Below are 18,023 nucleotides of genomic sequence, written 5' to 3'. Positions count from 1 at the left end.
TGTGCTCACGTGGTGAGGTAGGCGCCGGTGGCCAGCAGCTCGGTCATCAGCGCGAGGAGGACCGGGGTGGCGAACGGCGCCCACCGCTCGGGGATCCGGATCATCGCCAGCAGCAGGGGTAGCGCCGCCGGCAGGTAGGTCCAGTAGACGATCCCGGCCAGCAGCACGAGGGCCGCGACGATGCCGCACGCGACCGCGAAGGTCGTCGCGCGGCGGGCCAGCAGCGGCGTCGCGAGAACGACGCCGTAGACGACGGCCGTGGCGCCCGTGCCGGCCTCGTCGTGGTGGCCGGTGGTCATCAGGTACTGCACGACCACGTAGACGACGGCGAGGGCGGCCATGCCGCGCTGGTCCCACCTGGTCGTCGCTTCCGGCGTCAACGCATCAACTTGAACACGTTCAACCATGAGTCCGATCGTAGACCCGACCGGCACCAATGCCGACGGTCGCGTGTGTCACTCAATCGTGCTGCCCTCTTGCGCCGCCCTCTTGCGCCGCCCGGTCGTGCCGCCCGCCGGTCCCGCCCTCCGGGCGCTCTGGGGGAGGGTTTCCGGCTCGGCGGGCCCGACGGAGACTACGCTCCGTGACGCATCAGCGAAGCCACGGAATGGAGCGATCGAGCAGTCCGCGGGTCTGCAATTCGTGGCGAAGAGGGACTTTCTCGTCGATGTAGCCGTCCCAGTTCACGCCCCAATGATTGGCGGTGTGAGTTGCTTCGCCGAGCAATTGTCGCTGGACGGGCGTGCGGTTCTGCCACCATTCGCCGTCGCGGTCGAGTGGCATGTCGTCGAGCGGGCGGATCCAACGATAGGTGTAACCGACAAACAGCATCTTGCGGGTTACGGTGCTGCGGTTGACCGAGCGGGAGTGCCACAGCCGGCGGTCGAAGACGAAGCAGTCGCCCGGGTTCGCGGTGATCTCGACGGTGCCGCGCGGGTCGCGGCCGGCCTCGGTGCGCTCCAGCGTGTTGCTCAGGTGGCTGCCGGGGATGACCTTGGTGGCGCCCCGGCCGGTCCGCGACAGGTCGGACAGCACGTAGGCCACCTTGAGCGACAGCATCGGCCGCGGTTCGCCGCTCAGCGACTCGGGGTCGGAGTTCTGCCGGTATCCGTCCTGGTGCCAGCCCCAGCCGGGCGGCGCCTCGGTCGGCTGCGGCGGCGTCACGTCGAGGTGGTTGTGGTGGCTGTAGATGTTCCATCCGGCCAGGCCCCAGACGTACGGGAAGGTGCTGGGGTTGGTCAGCAGCTCGCCGAACTCCTCGTCGCGGTCGAGGAAGCCGAGCAGGTGCAGGCTGCCGTCGGCCTTGAGCCGGCCGGCCTCGCGCTCGGCCCGGTAGACGCGGTCGACCGCCGCCTCGAGCCGTGCCCGATGTTCCTCGGCGAGCGCCCCGCGAATCAGCAGAATGCCCTCCCGCTGGAACTCGTCCCGTTGTTCGGGCGTGATCGCCTCGAATCCGGTCAATGTCATGATGACCGTCCCCCTCAATGCCTAGCTCTTCATTTGTCCCCCGGGGGATCCGGTTCCTCATGAGTGAAGACGCGGCTGGCATGGCATTACGTTGCAAACAATTCCCACGAAGTTCCGCGATTACTTTGCGTAACCGTCGGAGGCCTCGTCGAGGCCTCGTCGAGGTTTCGCCGGGGTTTCGTCTGACGGTGGAGAACTTTTGCTGGATCTGAAGAAACTAGGGTTCACTCACATCGAAAGTTGTGGTTGCCTGCTTGGGGACGCCGTTCAAAGGAGACCGCAATGCCGCAGTCACTGAACCGCCGCCAACTCCTCGGAGCCGCCGCTGTCGCCGGGGCCGCCACGACTCTCGCCATTCCCGGCGCCGCCTCCGCCACCGGTGGCGGCACCCTCCACCGGGTTCCGCGCGACCAGATCAGCGTGCAGCTCTACACCCTGCGCGACCAGCTGAGCATCGACCTCGACGCGAGTCTCGCCGAGCTCGCGGAGATCGGGTACACCCGGGTCGAGCACGCCGGCTTCGTCGGCCGCACCGCCGCGCAGTTCCGGGCCGCGCTCGACAACGCCGGCATCCGTGCCACCTCGGGCCACGTCGGCATCCCACAGCCGTTCGACGCGAACGTGTGGGAGGCCGCGCTCGAGGACGCCAACGTCGTCGGCAACCACTTCATCGTCCACCCGTTCTTCGGGCAGGGGCCGGCCGGCCCGATCCGCGACGCCGCCGTCTACCGCGCCTTCGCCCGCGACCTCAACAAGGCCGGCGCGCTCGCCCGCCGGGCCGGGCTCGACTTCGGCTACCACAACCACCAGGCCGAGTTCCTGCGCCAGAACGGGACTTCCCAGACCGGGTACGACATCATCACCGGCGAGACCGATCCGCGGCTCGTGCACCTCGAGGTCGACCTGTTCTGGGCCTTCCGCGGCGCCCGCGACCCGGTCGACCTCATCGAGCGGCTGCGCGGCCGGATCCGGCAGGTCCACGTGAAGGACCTCGACATCTCGGGCAGCTTCGCCGACCCGGGCGCCGGGCTCATCGACTTCGGGCGGATCTTCGCCCGGTCCCGCGAGGCCGGCCTGATCGAGTACATCGTGGAGCGCGACGACGCCGGCACGCCGCCGCGCAGTCCGGCCGACGCGCTCACGACGGCCGAGGTCGGCTACGACTACCTTGCCGGGCTGCGGTTCTGATGCTGCGGCGCCTGGGCCTGATCAGCGCCGTCGGCGCGGCCGTGCTGGCCGTTCCGACCGCGGCTGCGGCACACCCGCCGCCGGACTCCGTCTTCCCGGCAGATGCTGCCGTCCCGCCGGCTGCTGCCGTCTCGCGGGCTGCTGCCGTCCCGGCGGATGCTGCCGCCCCGGCGGCCGCCGCCCTTCCGCCGGCTGCCGTCGCTCCGCCGGCCGCCGCGTTTCCGCCGGATTCCGCGTTCCAGAAGGTCACGCTCGATGACTTCCCGGGCGAGCCGATCGCGCTCGCCGTCCTGCCCGACCGCCGGGTCCTGCACACGGCCCGCACCGGCGAGGTGCGCATCCACGAGCCGTCGACGGGCCGCAACGTGCTGGCCGCGAAGATCCCTGTCTATCAGCACGACGAGGAGGGCGTGCAGGGAATCGCCATCGACCCTGACTTTTCGCGGAACAAATGGGTCTACGTGTATTACTCGCCGCCGCTGAACACCCCGGCCGACGACCCGTCCACGCCGACGGTGAACGAGGGCGACGCGCCGAGCTCGGGGAAGCCCGCCGATTTCGCGCCGTTCAAGGGCGTCATGCGGCTGTCCCGTTTCAAGCTGGCCGGGAACACTCTGCGGCTCGCCACCGAGCAGAAGATCATCGAGGTCGGCACGGATCGCGGCATGTGCTGCCACGTCGGCGGCAAGATCGATTTCGACGGTCACGGCAACCTGTTCCTGTCGACCGGCGACGACAGCAACCCGTTCTTCTCCGACGGTTACGCGCCGATCGACGAACGGTCTGACCGTAATCCTGTCTTCGACGCCCAACGGTCCGCCGGTAATACCAATGACCTGCGCGGCAAGCTCCTGCGGATCCGGCCGGGCCGGGACGGCGGATACACGGTCCCGCGCGGCAATCTCTTCAGGCCGGGCACGCCACAGACCCGGCCCGAGATCTACGCGATGGGCCTGCGCAACCCGTTCCGCTTCACCGTCGACCCGGTCAGCGACGCCGTCTACCTGGCCGACTACTCGCCGGACGCGCAGGCGGCGAATCCCGTGCGCGGCCCGGCCGGCCAGGGCCGCTGGATGGCCATCACCAAGCCGGCCAACTACGGCTGGCCGTACTGTGTCGCGCCCGACCAGCCCTATGTCGACTACGACTTCGCCACCGGCGTCTCGGGCGCGCCGTTCGACTGCGCCCACCCCGTCAACGACTCGCCGCACAACACGGGCCTGCGCAGTCTTCCACCCGTACAGAAGGCTCAAATCCTTTATTCGTACGCCCCGAGCACGCAGTTTCCGGAGCTGGGCACCGGCGGGATCGGGCCAATGGGCGGACCCTCCTACCGTTACGACCATCGCCTGCGCTCGGCGGTCAAATGGCCTGCCTCGTTCGATGGACTGCCCCTTTTCGCCGAGTGGACCCGCGACTACGTCAAGGCCATCCACCTCGGCCGCGACGGCGTCACCCGGATCGACGACGTCCTGCCGTCGCTGGTCTTCGACAACCCGATGGACCTGGAGTTCGGCCCCGACGGCGCGCTCTACGTCCTCGAGTACGGCGACGGCTACTTCGCCGAGAACCCCGACGCCCAGCTCTCCCGCTTCGACTTCGTCCGGGGCGGCCACACCCCCGTCCCGCACGCGGCCGCCACTCCCACCTCGGGCCAGGCCCCACTGACCGTCGCCTTCTCCAGTGCCGGCACCGCCGACCAGGACGGCGGCACGCTCGCCTACGCCTGGGACTTCGACGCCGACGGCACGGTCGACTCGACGGCCGCCAACCCGACCCACACCTACACGCAGAACGGCAACTACCGCCCCGTCCTGAAGGTCACCGACAACACCGGGCGCTCCGCCGCCGCCGAGGTGATCCTCCCGGTCGGCACGCTCGCCCCGGTGGTCTCCTTCGTGACCCCCACCGCCGGCCAGCCCTTCGCCTTCGGCGACACCGTCACCTACGAGGTAGCGGTGACCGACGACGCCCCGGTCGACTGCGCCCGGGTCACCGTCACCTACATCCTCGGCCACGACCAGCACGGCCACCCGCTGTCCACGTCGTCCGGCTGCACCGGCCAGATAACCACCTTCGTAGACGCCGGCCACGCCGGCGCCGACAATCTGACGGCCGTCTTCGTCGCCTCCTACACGGACACCGGCAACCCACCCCAGACCGGCACCGCCACGGTCGTCCTCACCCCATCCACCTGAGATTCCCGCCGGCCGGGCGCATCTCGCCCGGCCGGCCCGTCTCGCCCGGAGTCAGCTGGAGGATCGCGGAGACGAGCCCGAGCTGGGGCTGGTCATGGGGCATCCGAGTGTTCGGGTACGGTTCGCGCGCTGGCTCCTTACTCGTGGCGCAGGCGTTCGGCAAACATCAGGACGGCTGACAAAATCGAGGAACGCTGTATGTTGCACTGTCCAACAGCGGCCGAACTTTGAGAGTGCCGGCTCCGGGGTCTTCCCGGTCTGACCTTTCCGGCGCGAGGCTGACCCCGTGACAGAGTCAACGGTCATCCTGATCCTGGTGATCGTCACCGCCCTCGGTTTCGACTTCACCAACGGCTTCCACGACACGGCCAACGCGATGGCCACGTCAATCGCCACGGGGGCGCTGCGGCCCAAGGTGGCCGTCGCCCTCTCCGGCGCACTCAACCTCGTCGGCGCGTTCCTCTCGGTCGAGGTCGCACTGACGGTCACCAATGCCGTCGTCAACTTGCAGACTTCGAACGGCACCCCCAAGGAATCGCTCACCGCGGACGGCGGCGTGGCGCTCCTGCTGATCATCCTGGCCGGTCTGGTCGGCGGCATCGTGTGGAACCTGCTGACCTGGCTGCTCGGCCTGCCGTCGAGCTCCTCGCACGCGCTGTTCGGCGGGCTGATCGGGGCGACGATCGCGGGTCTCGGCTGGTCGGGCGTCAACTGGAACGGCAACGGCACCAAGCTCGACGGCGTGGTCGGCAAGGTGATTCTCCCGGCCGTCCTGTCCCCGGTGGTCGCCGGCGTCGTCGCCGCGGTCGGCACCTGGCTGATCTACCGGGCCGTGGTCGGGGTGGCGGAGCGGTACACCAACAACGGGTTCCGCTGGGGCCAGATCGGCAGCGCCTCGCTGGTCTCGCTCGCGCACGGCACCAACGACGCGCAGAAGACCATGGGCGTCATCACCCTCGCGCTCCTCGCCTCCGGCCACTGGACCTCCACCTCGAGCATCCCGTTCTGGGTGAAGGTGTGCTGCGCGGTGGCGATCGCCGCGGGCACCTACCTCGGCGGGTGGCGGATCATCCGTACGCTCGGCAAGGGTCTTGTCGAGATCTCGCCGCCGCAGGGCATGGCCGCCGAGTCCGCGTCGGCCGCCGTCATCCTGGCCTCGAGCCACCTGGGCTTCGCGCTCTCCACCACGCATGTCGCCACCGGCTCGATCCTGGGCTCGGGCGTCGGCCGGCCGGGCGCCCAGGTGCGCTGGCGGGTCGCCGGCCGCATGGTGTCGGCCTGGCTGATCACGCTGCCGGCGGCGGCCGTCGTCGGAGCGATCATGTGGTACCTCGGCGATCTGATCGGCGGCGTCGCCGGCGCGATCGTGATCTTCCTCCTGCTGCTGGCCGCGGCCGGGTACATGTACCTGCGCTCGCGCAGGACGCCGGTCAGCCACGAGAACGTCAACGACGAGTGGGATGAAGTAGCGCCGCCGGAGAAGGTTCCCGCGGGCGCGGCCGGCTGAGAGAGGGCCCCGAAAATGTGGAACAACGTGGAGTTCAGCTTCGAGGCAGTCTGGAAGGTCCTGCTCGTCGGCCTCGTCCTCGGCGCCGGCCTGCCGTTGATCTTCGCGCTGGGGATCCGTTCCCTGGCCTGGGGATCGGGCGGCGACGCCGAGGTGCACACCGCCGGGACCACCGGCACCAGGGCGAACCCGTTCGGCACGGTCCTGGGCTGGTTCCTCTTCCTGGTGGTACTGGCCGGAATCGCACTGGGCATCACGTTCATCGTGGCCAGCGGCTTCGGCAAGCAGTTGAGTTTCGAGCACATCTTCCCGACGATCGTCGACAAGCACTGACAGGGAGAGCGCCTTGAGCGACAGCCGTTCCAACTTCCTGACGCGCAGCGTGGAGTGGCTGCGGGCCGGGTACCCGACCGGGGTTCCCAGGCAGGACTACGTCGCGCTGCTGGGTCTGCTGCGCCGCAAGCTGACCGAGGACGAGATCCGGGGCATCGCGAAGTCCCTGGCCGAGCATTCGGTGCTCGCCACGGACCCGATCAGCGCCGAGGACATCGAGGCGATGATCAGCGACGAGATGCTGCAGAAGGCCACGCCCGAGGACGTGGCCCGGGTGTCGGCGCACCTCGCGGCCGGCGGCTGGCCGCTGGTGGATCCGCCGACCGAATGATGAACCTCACATGAACGGCCGGGGTCAAAGACCTCGGCCGTTTACTTTAAGTAATCAGCCAACTACGTAGCGTCGAAAACGAGTAAACACGCGGTTAACGCGCATGGAACATCGAAAAGGTGATGTTCATCCCCTGGAAAGCGATACGTCATTCGGGTGACGATCCTGCGCGTGACTCAAGCTTCGGTGATCCTCGCCCTGGTGATCGTGACGGCCCTGGCCTTCGACTTCACCAACGGGTTTCATGACACGGCCAACGCGATGGCCACCACCATCGCCACCGGGGCGCTGAAGCCGAAGACCGCGGTCGCCCTCTCCGGCGTGCTCAACCTCGTCGGCGCGTTCCTCTCCGTGCAGGTCGCGCTCACGGTCACCAACGCCGTCGTCAAGATCCAAAACTCCGACGGTACGCCGAAGGAGTCGCTGACCGCGAACGGCGGCGAGGCAATGCTGCTGATCATCCTGGCCGGTCTGGCCGGGGGCATCGTGTGGAACCTGCTGACCTGGCTGCTCGGCCTGCCGTCGAGCTCGTCGCACGCGCTGTTCGGCGGGCTGATCGGGGCCACGGTCGCGGGCCTGGGCTGGGCCGGGGTCAAGTGGAACGGCGACGGCACCAAGCTCGACGGCGTCGTCGGCAAGGTGCTGCTGCCCGCGGTGGTCTCGCCGGTCATCGCCGGCCTGGTCGCCGTCGTCGGCACCTGGGTCATCTTCAAGATCACCGTCGGGATCGCCGCCCGGTACGCCCAGCGCGGCTTCAAATGGGGCCAGATCGGCAGCGCCTCGCTGGTCTCGCTCGCGCACGGCACCAACGACGCGCAGAAGACGATGGGCGTCATCACCCTCGCTCTCCTCGCCTCCGGCCACTGGACCTCCACCTCGAGCATCCCGTTCTGGGTGAAGGTCGCCTGCGCCGTGGCGATCGCGCTCGGCACCTATCTGGGCGGCTGGCGGATCATCCGGACACTCGGCAAGGGCTTGGTCGACATCGCCCCGGCCCAGGGCATGGCCGCACAGTCCGCGTCGGCGGCGGTCATCCTCGCCTCCAGCCATCTGGGCTTCGCGCTCTCCACCACGCACGTGGCCACCGGCTCGGTGCTCGGCTCCGGTGTGGGCCGGCCCGGCGCCGAGGTGCGCTGGCGGGTCGCGGGCCGCATGGTCAGCGCCTGGCTGATCACGCTGCCGGCGGCCGGGCTGGTGGGCGCGCTCCTGTGGTACGCCGGCGACACGATCGGCGGGCTGGCCGGAGCGATCGTCGTCTTCGCCCTGCTCGTGGTGGCGGCGGCCGGCATGTGGCTACGGTCCCGCCGGGTCCGCGTCGACCAGCACAACGTCAACGACGACTGGGACGCCGTGGTCGCGCCGGCCGAGGTCGCCGCGCCCGTCACCGTCGCGAGCTGAGAGGCAACGCCGTGAACAACCTGGGTTTCGCCCTCGACGGCGCCTGGCGGGTGCTGCTGGCCGGCATCGCGCTCGGCGCCGGACTGCCGATCCTCTTCACCCTCGGCCTCCGCTCGCTGGCCTGGTCGGCCTCGGGCCCGGTGCCGCGCCCCGCCGGTCGGGTCGCGGGTTACACGCTCTTCGCGATCGTCGTGCTGGGCGTCCTGCTCGGCATCACGTTCATCGTCGCGACCGGCTTCGGCAAGGCGCTCAGCTTCGAGCACATCTACCCCACGATCGTCCCGAAGCACTGAGCGTTCGTTTGCAAGGGGCGTGAGGCGCGCCGGCGAGCGGAACCGAGCCGGCAGCGTGCGCCCACGGGAGGCGGCGCGCTGCCGGCCCTGCTTTTGGTCAGTCCTCTTCCTCGTACGGGAAAAAGGGTTTGTTGGTCAGCCCCGGAGCTTGCGGGCCAGGACGCCGATGTCGGACTGGTCGGTGAAGAGGCCGTCGATGCCGGTCCTCAGGAAGGTGATCTGCTCGTCGATCGCCTTGCCGTAGGCGTTGGGGTCGGTGCCCACCTGGTAGTCGGCCGGGAGGAACTGGTTCTCGGCGCGGAAGGTGTAGGGGATGACCTTGACGCCGGCCGCGTGCGCGTCCCTGACCAGCGAGGTCGGCGTGCCGAGCGTGTTGTCGGCGTTGCGGGGGATGATCTGCGCCTTGTCGGGGCCGATGCCGTCGACGTAACGGGACAGGTCCTTCAGGCCGGCCGGGGTGAGGTACTGCGCGTAGGTCTTGGTGTCGTTGAACGGGCTGCCGGACGCGCTGGTAAGGAATACCAGGTTGACCTTTGTCCGGGGGCGGATGTCATGCAGGTTGACCGATTCAAAGGACTGAATCCAGACCTTTGCGCCGCGGTGGTTGAGGCCGAAGCGGTCCAGCGTGCGCAGCAGCGGCGTCTCCAGCTCCAGGCCGAGCCGGCGGTGGTACGTGGGGTGCTTGGTCTCCGGGATGACGCCGAGATCGCGGCCGAGCTCCTTGGAGAGGCGGGCGCGCAAATGGAGCATCTCTTCAAAGGTAGGAACTTCAAACAATCCGTTGTACAGGGTGTTGCGCTGCCGGACGGAGGGCAGGCGCTCGACCGCGCGCAGCGTCTTGAGCTCGGCGAGCGTGAAGTCCTCGGTGAACCAGCCGGTGGTGGAGATGCCGTCGAGCAGGACCGTCTTCTTCCGGCCCGCAAACTCGGGGTGGCTGGACACGTCGGTGGTGCCGCCGATCTCCGGCTCGTGCCGGCAGACCAGCACGTGGTCCTTGGTCGAGACCAGGTCGGGCTCCAGGTAGTCGGCCCCCAGGCGGGCGGCCAGCTCGTACGAGGCGAGCGTGTGCTCGGGGCGGTAGCCGGAGGCGCCGCGGTGCCCGAACACCTCCGAGGTCGCGCGGTCGTGCCCGTTGGCGAGCGCCGGGGCCCCGACCGCGGCGGTCAAGGCGGGTGCCGCGGCGGCGACGGCGCCGATACGCAGCACCTGACGTCGGTCTGCCACGAGTTCCTCCACGGGACTCCGCACCGGCGGCCCTCGCCGGAGGGTCCCGCACAGCAGTCGACGTGACCTGATCGACCCTGTGGCGACCGCGACATGTCGATCACGGAAACGGCATGGGAAGCGTCTATCGAAGGCACTCGCGGTCTCATACTGTTGTCACGCGAATGCGGACGGGGACGGACAGCGGCGGCTGGAGACGTCATGGGTTTTCTTGATCGGGTGCTTCCGGGCCGGCACGTGCCTGCCTCCGCGCCACGGCACGCCCTCCCGGTGGCCGACCTCGCGGGGGTCGACCAGCAGCTCCGCAGCTCACACCAGGAAAGGCACGATCCCGTCGAGGTACGCATCCCCGCGATGGCGCCGCCTCCCGCCCCGGTCGCCCCGCGCACCGATGTGACCCAGTTGCTCGGCCGGCACCTCGGCGAACCGCTGACCCAGGACATCTGCCGCGAGTACTCGCTGTCGCCGGCCCTCGGCGCCGGTCCCGCACGGTCATACCAGGCGCCGTCACTGGGCGTGTCGCTGCTCGCCGACGACTACGGCACGATCATCAACATCTTTCTGCACTTCCACGGCGACCTGGGCTTCACCCCGTACCCCGGCCCGATCCCCGGCCGCGGCGGCACGATCCCCAAGCGCAGCAGCCTGTGGGTGGCGCTCGGCCGCCCCGACCAGAGCACCGACCCCAACCGCGACCGCGTCAACGAGTACGGCGCCTCCGACCAGTGGCGGTTCCCGACCTTCACCATGCACGCCTTGTACGCTCTCGACAACGAGGACCTGTTGAGGCTGACGCTGAGGCACTGAATGCCGCGTTCCCTGTGGACGGAGCCCCGGCCGCCCGGCGCACCCCCGCGCTCGTGGCGTGACTGGGCGCTGGCCGGCGTCTTCTGCCTGCTCGCCGTCCTCGAGGGCCTGACCCGGCCCGATCTGCCCGGCGGCATCGTCGCGGTGGTGCTGGTCTTCGCGCTGGCGCCGACGCTGCTGTTCCGCCGCAGCCACCCGCTGCTCATGGTGGTGATCGCCTTTGCCGCGACCCTGCTCGCGCCGCTGTTCACCGACGGGGTGCCGCCCGAGGCGCGGTCGCTGACCTTCCTGCTTCTGCTGCCCTACTCACTGCTGCGGTGGGGCTCCGGCCGCGACATCGTCATCGGGGTCGCCGCGATCGCGGCGAAGATGGTGCTGTCGGTGGTGGCGTCGCAGATGACGGCGTCGACGGCGCTGGCCGGCGCGGCGGTGACCTTCGGGGTCGCCGCATGGGGCGCCGCGATGCGGTACCGGTCGTCCGCGCGGCTCCGCGAACTGGACCGGGTGCGGATCGTCGAACGGGAACGGCTCGCCCGCGACCTGCACGACACGGTCGCCCACCACGTGAGCGCCATGGCCATCCGCGCCCAGGCCGGCCTGGCCATGGCACCATCGGACCCGGCAGCGGCCACCGACGCGCTGCGCGTGATCGAGGCCGAGGCATCCAAAGCCCTTTCCGAGATGCGTACGGTCGTGGCGGCTCTCCGGGATGATCTCTCGCCCCGAGCCTGGTCGTTCGACGGCGGAGAACCCCCGGTCGACCTCGACGTCAGCGGCGACCTCTCGCGGGCCGCCCCCGCGGTCGGCGCGGCGGTCTTCCGGATGGCCCAGGAGGCTGTCACCAACGCCCGTCGGCACGCCTCGCATGCGACCAGGATCGAGGTACGGGTGAAGACGGACGCCACCGCGGTGCACCTGCACGTCACCGACGACGGCTCGCCCGGCGCGCCCGCGGGCGGCGGCTTCGGCCTGGCCGGCATGCGCGAGCGGGCCCACTTGCTGGGCGGCACGTGCACGGCCGGCCCCAACCCCGATCGCGGCTGGACCGTCACCGCCACCCTCCCGCTGGAAGGCCCGGCGACATGACCCTGCGCGTCCTGGTGGCCGACGACCAGGAGATAGTCCGAACCGGCCTGGCGATGCTGCTCAACTCCCGCCCCGGCATCGAGGTGGCCGGCGTGGCCGCCGACGGCCGCGAGGCGGTGGCGCTGGCCCGCGCGCTACACCCCGACGTCTGCCTCTTCGACATCCGGATGCCGGTCCTGGACGGGATCGAGGCAACCCGCCGGCTGCACCCCCTCCCGGTGGTCGTGATCACCACCTTCGACCTGGACGAGCACGTGTACGCGGCCCTGCAAGCAGGCGCGCGCGGCTTCCTCCTCAAGGAAGCCGGCGCCGAGATGCTGGACCAGGCCGTACGAGCCGCCGCCTCCGGCGATGCCCTGATAGCGCCCAGCATCACCGCCCGCCTGCTGCGAACCTTCGCCACCGGCCGCGCCCGCCGCCGCCCGCTCGAGCCCCTTACCGAACGCGAGGAAGAAGTGCTGGCCGTGGTGGCGCGCGGCCGCACCAACCGCGAGATCGCCGACGAGCTCTTCATCAGCCTGAGCACCGTGAAGACCCACATCGCCAGCCTGATGGCAAAGCTCCCCGCCCGGAACCGCGTAGAGATCGCCATGTGGGCCTACGACAACGGCCCACTCTCCGGCAAGGAAGACCACTAGCGCGTTTGACGCAACCACCCGGTTGCAATAGACTCGGCGTTATCGCAACCGACCGGTTGCTATCAAGGGAGGGATCGCGATGAATCTGCCCGAGGTCGTCTCGCGGGAGGAGTGGCTCGTCGCCCGCCGGGCTCTGCTGGCCAAGGAGAAGGAGCTGACCAGGGCGCGCGACCGGCTCAACGCCGACCGCCGCCGACTGCCGATGGTGCGCGTCGACGAGGCGTACACGTTCGAGGGCCCGGACGGGACGGTCGGCCTCGCCGATCTGTTCGACGGCCGGCCGCAGCTGGTCATGCACCATTTCATGTACGCGCCGGAGTGGGAGGACGCGTGCCCGAGCTGCTCGTCGGCGGCCGATGGGATCGCCGGGCTGAGCCAGCTGTACGCACGCAACACGACCCTGGTGGCGGTGTCGCGGGCGCCGTACCCGAAGCTCGCCGCGTTCCGGGAGCGGATGGGCTGGACGTTCCCGTGGTACTCGTCGTACGGCACCGACTTCAACTACGACTACCACGCGACGCTCGACGACCGGGTCGCGCCGGTGCTGCTGCACTTCCGCACCGAGGCCGAGCTGGCGGACGTGAAGGGCACGCCGTGGACGGGCGGGGCGTGGACGCCGGACATGCGCGGCACGGAGATGCCGGGGATCAGCGCGTTCCTGCGGGTCGGCGACGAGGTCTTCCACACGTACTCGACGTTCGGCCGGGGCATCGAGGAGTTCCACAACGGATATCCGTACCTCGATCTGACCGCGCTCGGCCGGCAGGAGGACTGGGAGGAGCCACGCGGGCGCGCGGTGCCCCTCGGCCGCCAGGTCGGCGGGTCGGGCATGCGCCTGCCGGACGAGTACGAGTAGGCGCATCGGCCATAAGTACGGTCTTCGTACCGGTCTTCGGAACGACAAAAACATGGCCCGCGCGCCGATGAAGTCGGAGGCCGCCTCCGCGACGATTCTCGGCATGACATCGCGCAGGAGCTGGCTCATCCCGACCGGCCTGATCGCCCTGACCGTCATTCCGGCCATCGGCGGCGCCATCCGCCTCGGCGACCTGGCGTCCGGTGGGCCGGTGACCGAGGAGAACGCGCGCTTCCACGAGATGCCGGTGCCGGTCGTGGTGCACATCGTGGCCGCGCTGGTCTACTGCCTGCTCGGCGCGTTCCAGTTCGCGCCCCGGTTCCGTCGCCGCCACCCGCGGTGGCATCGCCGGGCGGGCCGGGTCCTGGTCGCGGCGGGTCTCCTGGTCGCGCTCTCCGCGTTGTGGATGACCTTCACGTACGCCTTTCCGGCCGTCGATGCGGGTGCCGTGCGGGTCGAGCGGGCGATCGTCGGGGTCGCGATGGGGACGGCGATCGTGCTCGCCGTCGTGGCCGTGCGGGGCCGGAACTTTCGAGCGCACCGGGCGTGGATGATCCGGGCCTACGCGCTGGGTCAGGGCGCCGGCACCCAGGCCTTCACCACCGTGCCGTGGCTCCTGCTGGTGGGGCCGCCCGGTCAGGTGGGCCGCGCGGTCGTCCTGGGCAGCGGCTGGCTCATCAATCTGGCGATCGCCGAGTGGATCATCCGGCGGCGCGGCGCCGCGAGCGCCTCGGTGGGGGAGCGGCGCGCGCCGGCACGCGCCGCGGTGACGTGAGCGCCGCCCGCGGGTGCGCCACGGTGACATGAGCGCCGCCTGCGGTGACATGACCAACGCCCATGGGCGGGCCGCGGTGACCTGAGCGCCAACCGGGCTGTCGCACCGATGTCACCTCTCGCGGCGCACAATGTCGCCATGCGGGTGTTGGTGGCCGAGGATCACCGGACCCTCGCGGCGCGGATCGGTGAGGGCCTGCGCGACGCGGGGCTGGCGGTCGACGTGGTCAACGACGGTGCGGCGGCGCTCGCTGCGGCGGCCGAGACGACGTACGACGTGGTGATTCTCGATCGCGACCTGCCGGAGGTGCACGGCGACCAGGTGTGCCGCACGCTCGCCGGCGGGACCCCGCGGATCCTGTTGCTCACGGCGGCGGCCGGGGTCGACGACCGGGTCGACGGGCTGGAGCTGGGCGCGGACGACTACCTGGGCAAGCCGTTCGCCTTCCACGAGCTGGTGGCGCGGGTGCGGGCGCTCGGGCGGCGGGCGCCGTCCGCGCCGCCGGTGGTGCGCCGGGGCGACCTGACCGTCGACCGGGCGCGGCACCGGGCCACCCGCGGCGACCGGCCGCTGTCGCTGACCCGCAAGGAGTTCGGCGTGCTGGAGATGCTCGCCGCCGCCGACGAGGGGGTGGTCAGCGCCGAGGAGCTGCTCGAGCACGTGTGGGACGCCAATGTGGACCCGTTCAGCAACATCGTCTCCGTGACGATGACCCGGCTGCGCCGCAAGCTCGGCGATCCGCCGCTGATCCGTACCGTCGTGGGCAGGGGTTATCGGCTGTGCGACCACGACTGACCGTCCGCGCCCGGCTGACGCTGCTGTACACGGGGCTGTTCCTGGCCTGCGGGGTGGCGCTTGTCGCGATCACCTACGGGCTGGTCGCCGGGATGCCGTACCCGACCTCGGGCAACACCGACCCGAAACCGGGCAGCGCCGAAGAGCTGAAGACCATGTGCCACGACTATCTGACCAGCCCGGACGAGAAACTGCGGACCAAGTGCACGATGGCGTACCAGGAGGGACTGCTGGCCGGGGCGAAGGACCAGCGGGCGGCCACGCTCGACACCCTCCTGCGGTACTCGCTGCTCACCCTGGGCGGGGTCACCGTCTTCGCGGCCGTGGCCGGCTGGTTCGTGGCCGGGCGGGTGCTGCGGCCGGTCCAGCAGATCACCGCGGCGGCCCGGGCGGCCTCCGAGCACAACCTGAACGCCCGGGTGGCGCTGACCGGCCCGCGCGACGAGCTGCGCGAGCTGGCCGACACGTTCGACACGATGCTGGCCCGGCTGCAGGCGGCCTTCGACAGCCAGGGGCGGTTCATCGCCGACGCCGGGCACGAGCTGCGCACCCCGCTCACCGTCATGCGCACGGCCGTCGAGGTGGTGCTGGCCAAGCCCGAGCCGACCCGCGAGGAACTGTGCGAGATGGGCCGCGACGTCCAGGCCGCGGTGGCGCAGACCGAGCGGCTGATCGCGGCGCTGCTCACCCTGGCCCGCAACGAGAGCGGCCTGACCGTGCGCGAGCCAGTCGACCTGGCCACGGTCGCCGAGGACGCGATGGACGCCGCCGCGACCAACGGGGTGCGCCGGCACGCCCTGCTCGACCCGGCCGGCACCGTCGGCGACCCGGTGCTGCTGGAGCGGCTGATCGTCAACCTGGTGGAGAACGCCGCCCGCTACAACGTCCCCGACGGAGAGCTCTGGGTCGTGACCGGCGCCGACTCCCGCACGGCCCGGGTGACCGTGGCCAACCGCGGCCCGGTCATCCCCGCCGAGCAGATCGCCACGCTGTTCGAGCCGTTCCACCGGCTCGGCGGCCGCACCGCCGACGGCGGCCTCGGCCTGGGCCTGACCATCGTCGCGTCGATCGCCGACATGCACGCGGGCACGGTCGTCGCACACCCCCGCCCCGACGGCGGCCTGACCGTTACAGTCTCCTTGCCGGTGAGGTGAGAAGGGGGACTCGAGGTGGCCGACGCCGATGACGTACGCCGGTTGGCGCTGAGCCTGCCGCACGTCGAGGAGATCGACAGCGACGGCTTCGACTTCCGCGTCGGCAACCGCGGCTTCGTGTGGTCGTACCCCGAGCGCGCCCCGGGCAAGCCGCGTGTCATCCGTACGGACATCGCGGTCTTGTTCGTTGGGGACGAGGCGGAGAAGCAGGCGCTGCTCCTGGGCGAGCCCCGCCTGTTCTTCACCACTCCCGGCTACGACGGGCTCCCGCTGGTGATGCTCCGCCTGCCCGAGGTCACCGTCGACCGCCTCACCGAGCTGGTCACCGACGCGTGGCGCATGCGAGCACCCCAGGACCTGGCCGACAGCCTGTAGGCGGCCGGGAAATCCGGTTCATTGAGTGTCTTGGTGCCACCTACGATTCGGCGGTGGATTCCTCGCCAACTGTTCGTCCGGCCCGAGTCGAGGACGTCGCCCAGATGGCTTGCGTGCTTGTTCGGTGTTGGCAGGAGACGTATCGGGGGCTCATGCCGGATGCTGTGCTTGATGATCCGGGCTTCCCGGCGGCTCGAGAGCGGTTCTGGACGGCCGCTTTGACCGACGAGCGGTACCGCGAGAACCGGACGGCGGTGGCCGAGCGCGGAGGCCGGTTGACCGGGGTCGCGATGTCGGGTCCGCCGCTGACCGTCGCGGCGCAGTGGGCAAGGCAGCTGTACGTGCTGTATGTGGTTGCCGCTGAGCACGGCACGGGTGCTGGACACGCGTTGTTGCAGGCCGTCATCGATCCCTCGGAATCGGCGGCGCTGTGGGTCGCCGATCCCAACCCTCGGGCGCAAAGGTTCTACCGCAAGCACGGCTTCGTTGCCGACGGGACGGCCCAGGTCGAGGACGGCTTACGGGAAATTCGCATGGTTCGCCGGGTGCAGTCCCCGCTGGCGGCGCTGTGAACAGGAAGGACGGTACTAGACGAGTAAGTCCTAACTCGGCTAGGCGGACGACTAGTAGGCGGATGCTATTTACACCTGTGTAGGAGAAGGGTGTCGATGATCTGTTTGTGACGACAGACATCAACACCCTTCTCACCGCACTGTACGTGAAGATCGACGACTGGCTCGTACGGCCTCGCCGCGCTGGGCGTCCACCGAAGCTCTCCGACGCTGAACTGCTGACCATCGCGGTTGCCCAAGCCTTGCTCGGTATCCGCTCCGAGGCCCGCTGGCTGCGGTTGCTGCCCGCCCATCTACCAGGTGCATTCCCGTACCTGCCCAGCCAGTCGGGCTACAACAAACGTCTGCGTGGCGCTCTACCCTTGCTCAAGCAGGTGATCCGCCTGCTCGCAGCGGACACCGATCTGTGGCACGACGACGTCTGGGTCACCGACTCCACCCCCGTCGAGTGCGGCCGATCCCGGCCCACCGCCAAACGTTCGGACCTGGCCGGCTGGGCCGGTTACGGCTACTGCTCGTCACACTCGCGCTTCTTCTGGGGCCTGCGCCTGCACCTGATCTGCACACCGTCCGGGCTCCCGATCGCCTGGACCCTGGCAACCCCGAAGACCGACGAACGCCACATCCTGACTGCCGCCCTGGAAGACGACCCCGCCCTGCTGTCCGGCCGGCATGGGCAACTGATCATCGCGGACAAGGGCTACGTCTCCGCTGAACTCGACCGGTGGCTGACCGACCGCGGGATCCGGCTGCTGCGCCCGTCTTACCGCAACCGAACCCCACACCCTGGCGAGCACCTGCTCAAACCCATCCGCCAGCTGATCGAGTCGGTCAACGACACGTTGAAAGGCCAGCTCGACCTCGAACTGCACGGCGGCCGCAGTATCGAAGGCGTCGGCGCCCGCATCGCTCAACGCCTACTCGCCATGACCGCCGCGATCTGGCACAACCGCGCTACCGGACAACCTTTGACCAGGTCATTGATCGCCTACGACCACTAACCCAAGTTGGGACTTACTCGTCTAG

Annotated in this window: 20 protein-coding genes; 17 read left to right on the top strand and 3 right to left on the bottom strand. The window is 69.8% G+C overall.

The annotated features are described in order from the left end of the window. Positions 1 to 5 precede the first annotated feature (5 nt). Both A3CQ_RS0106870 and A3CQ_RS0106865 read right to left on the bottom strand, forming a co-directional pair. Complete coding sequence (locus tag A3CQ_RS0106870) at positions 6 to 407, bottom strand: hypothetical protein (RefSeq protein WP_157295464.1); 402 nt, start codon at positions 405 to 407, stop codon at positions 6 to 8. A 184-nt stretch (positions 408 to 591) separates the two neighbouring features. Next, positions 592 to 1,467 (bottom strand): phytanoyl-CoA dioxygenase family protein, encoded by an 876-nt coding sequence (locus A3CQ_RS0106865; protein ID WP_026205406.1) that lies wholly within the window; start codon positions 1,465 to 1,467, stop codon positions 592 to 594. A gap of 282 nt (positions 1,468 to 1,749) precedes the next feature. Between A3CQ_RS0106865 and A3CQ_RS0106860 the strand changes: the two genes are divergently transcribed. The 7 genes from A3CQ_RS0106860 to A3CQ_RS0106825 all read left to right on the top strand — a co-directional run bounded on the left by A3CQ_RS0106860 (position 1,750) and on the right by A3CQ_RS0106825 (position 8,715). Next, positions 1,750 to 2,655 carry a sugar phosphate isomerase/epimerase family protein gene (locus A3CQ_RS0106860; RefSeq protein WP_020510184.1) on the top strand — a complete coding sequence of 302 codons (906 nt, stop codon included), beginning with the start codon at positions 1,750 to 1,752 and terminating at the stop codon, positions 2,653 to 2,655. Then, on the top strand, positions 2,655 to 4,853 hold the full coding sequence (locus A3CQ_RS0106855; protein WP_020510183.1) for a PQQ-dependent sugar dehydrogenase: 2,199 nt from the start codon (positions 2,655 to 2,657) through the stop codon (positions 4,851 to 4,853). Before A3CQ_RS0106860 ends, A3CQ_RS0106855 begins: the two co-directional genes overlap by 1 nt. Before the next feature lie 286 nt (positions 4,854 to 5,139). Next, positions 5,140 to 6,360: an inorganic phosphate transporter gene (locus A3CQ_RS0106845; RefSeq protein WP_020510181.1), complete on the top strand. Its 1,221-nt coding sequence runs from the start codon at positions 5,140 to 5,142 to the stop codon at positions 6,358 to 6,360. 15 nt (positions 6,361 to 6,375) lie between these two features. Next, positions 6,376 to 6,693, top strand: coding sequence for a hypothetical protein (locus A3CQ_RS0106840; RefSeq protein ID WP_020510180.1), 318 nt, complete (start codon positions 6,376 to 6,378; stop codon positions 6,691 to 6,693). Positions 6,694 to 6,706: 13 nt separating this feature from the next. Beyond that, entirely contained in the window at positions 6,707 to 7,024 is a 318-nt protein-coding gene (locus A3CQ_RS0106835; protein WP_020510179.1) for a DUF3349 domain-containing protein, read from the top strand. A gap of 171 nt (positions 7,025 to 7,195) precedes the next feature. Next, positions 7,196 to 8,422 carry an inorganic phosphate transporter gene (locus A3CQ_RS0106830; RefSeq protein ID WP_040431898.1) on the top strand — a complete coding sequence of 409 codons (1,227 nt, stop codon included), beginning with the start codon at positions 7,196 to 7,198 and terminating at the stop codon, positions 8,420 to 8,422. A gap of 11 nt (positions 8,423 to 8,433) precedes the next feature. After that, entirely contained in the window at positions 8,434 to 8,715 is a 282-nt protein-coding gene (locus tag A3CQ_RS0106825; RefSeq protein ID WP_020510177.1) for a hypothetical protein, read from the top strand. Positions 8,716 to 8,850: 135 nt separating this feature from the next. On the opposite strand, the gene A3CQ_RS0106820 is transcribed toward A3CQ_RS0106825, so the two are convergent. Further along, positions 8,851 to 9,939: a glycerophosphodiester phosphodiesterase gene (locus A3CQ_RS0106820; protein ID WP_026205405.1), complete on the bottom strand. Its 1,089-nt coding sequence runs from the start codon at positions 9,937 to 9,939 to the stop codon at positions 8,851 to 8,853. A gap of 201 nt (positions 9,940 to 10,140) precedes the next feature. Between A3CQ_RS0106820 and A3CQ_RS0106815 the strand changes: the two genes are divergently transcribed. The 10 genes from A3CQ_RS0106815 to A3CQ_RS0106770 all read left to right on the top strand — a co-directional run bounded on the left by A3CQ_RS0106815 (position 10,141) and on the right by A3CQ_RS0106770 (position 17,998). Beyond that, positions 10,141 to 10,746, top strand: coding sequence for a DUF6392 family protein (locus A3CQ_RS0106815; RefSeq protein ID WP_157295462.1), 606 nt, complete (start codon positions 10,141 to 10,143; stop codon positions 10,744 to 10,746). Further along, positions 10,747 to 11,832, top strand: a complete 1,086-nt coding sequence (locus A3CQ_RS0106810) for a sensor histidine kinase (protein ID WP_020510174.1) — start codon at positions 10,747 to 10,749, stop codon at positions 11,830 to 11,832. After that, entirely contained in the window at positions 11,829 to 12,470 is a 642-nt protein-coding gene (locus A3CQ_RS0106805; RefSeq protein WP_020510173.1) for a response regulator, read from the top strand. The genes A3CQ_RS0106810 and A3CQ_RS0106805 overlap by 4 nt, the downstream gene beginning before the upstream one ends. 79 nt (positions 12,471 to 12,549) lie before the next feature. Then, positions 12,550 to 13,326, top strand: coding sequence for a DUF899 domain-containing protein (locus A3CQ_RS0106800; RefSeq protein ID WP_020510172.1), 777 nt, complete (start codon positions 12,550 to 12,552; stop codon positions 13,324 to 13,326). A gap of 103 nt (positions 13,327 to 13,429) precedes the next feature. Then, positions 13,430 to 14,101, top strand: a complete 672-nt coding sequence (locus tag A3CQ_RS0106795; RefSeq protein ID WP_040431897.1) for a DUF2306 domain-containing protein — start codon at positions 13,430 to 13,432, stop codon at positions 14,099 to 14,101. Positions 14,102 to 14,239: 138 nt separating this feature from the next. After that, positions 14,240 to 14,896, top strand: coding sequence for a response regulator transcription factor (locus tag A3CQ_RS58820; RefSeq protein ID WP_026205404.1), 657 nt, complete (start codon positions 14,240 to 14,242; stop codon positions 14,894 to 14,896). Further along, positions 14,881 to 16,050: a sensor histidine kinase gene (locus A3CQ_RS51745; RefSeq protein WP_020510169.1), complete on the top strand. Its 1,170-nt coding sequence runs from the start codon at positions 14,881 to 14,883 to the stop codon at positions 16,048 to 16,050. The genes A3CQ_RS58820 and A3CQ_RS51745 overlap by 16 nt, the downstream gene beginning before the upstream one ends. A gap of 15 nt (positions 16,051 to 16,065) precedes the next feature. Further along, positions 16,066 to 16,425 (top strand): MmcQ/YjbR family DNA-binding protein, encoded by a 360-nt coding sequence (locus A3CQ_RS0106780; RefSeq protein ID WP_020510168.1) that lies wholly within the window; start codon positions 16,066 to 16,068, stop codon positions 16,423 to 16,425. Between the two features lie 53 nt (positions 16,426 to 16,478). Further along, entirely contained in the window at positions 16,479 to 16,997 is a 519-nt protein-coding gene (locus A3CQ_RS0106775; protein ID WP_040431843.1) for a GNAT family N-acetyltransferase, read from the top strand. Between the two features lie 107 nt (positions 16,998 to 17,104). Continuing rightward, a complete protein-coding gene (locus A3CQ_RS0106770) occupies positions 17,105 to 17,998 on the top strand; it encodes an IS982 family transposase (protein ID WP_020510166.1) in 894 nt (297 codons plus the stop codon). The last annotated feature ends 25 nt before the right edge of the window (positions 17,999 to 18,023 follow it).

Origin of the sequence: Paractinoplanes globisporus DSM 43857, from assembly GCF_000379645.1 — a bacterium.
GTDB classification, from domain to species: Bacteria; Actinomycetota; Actinomycetes; order Mycobacteriales; family Micromonosporaceae; genus Actinoplanes; species Actinoplanes globisporus.
Note: the sequence above shows the minus strand (reverse complement) of the source record. Positions and strands in the feature narration are given on the sequence as shown.

Excerpts from the sequence above, each read along its gene's own strand:
- A3CQ_RS0106870 (WP_157295464.1), bottom strand. The coding sequence starts at position 407 with ATGGTTGAACGTGTTCAAGTTGATGCGTTGACGCCGGAAGCGACGACC.
- A3CQ_RS0106865 (WP_026205406.1), bottom strand. The coding sequence starts at position 1,467 with ATGACATTGACCGGATTCGAGGCGATCACGCCCGAACAACGGGACGAG.
- A3CQ_RS0106860 (WP_020510184.1), top strand. The coding sequence starts at position 1,750 with ATGCCGCAGTCACTGAACCGCCGCCAACTCCTCGGAGCCGCCGCTGTC.
- A3CQ_RS0106855 (WP_020510183.1), top strand. The coding sequence starts at position 2,655 with ATGCTGCGGCGCCTGGGCCTGATCAGCGCCGTCGGCGCGGCCGTGCTG.
- A3CQ_RS0106840 (WP_020510180.1), top strand. The coding sequence starts at position 6,376 with ATGTGGAACAACGTGGAGTTCAGCTTCGAGGCAGTCTGGAAGGTCCTG.
- A3CQ_RS0106815 (WP_157295462.1), top strand. The coding sequence starts at position 10,141 with ATGGGTTTTCTTGATCGGGTGCTTCCGGGCCGGCACGTGCCTGCCTCC.
- A3CQ_RS0106810 (WP_020510174.1), top strand. The coding sequence starts at position 10,747 with ATGCCGCGTTCCCTGTGGACGGAGCCCCGGCCGCCCGGCGCACCCCCG.
- A3CQ_RS0106805 (WP_020510173.1), top strand. The coding sequence starts at position 11,829 with ATGACCCTGCGCGTCCTGGTGGCCGACGACCAGGAGATAGTCCGAACC.
- A3CQ_RS0106800 (WP_020510172.1), top strand. The coding sequence starts at position 12,550 with ATGAATCTGCCCGAGGTCGTCTCGCGGGAGGAGTGGCTCGTCGCCCGC.
- A3CQ_RS0106795 (WP_040431897.1), top strand. The coding sequence starts at position 13,430 with ATGACATCGCGCAGGAGCTGGCTCATCCCGACCGGCCTGATCGCCCTG.
- A3CQ_RS58820 (WP_026205404.1), top strand. The coding sequence starts at position 14,240 with ATGCGGGTGTTGGTGGCCGAGGATCACCGGACCCTCGCGGCGCGGATC.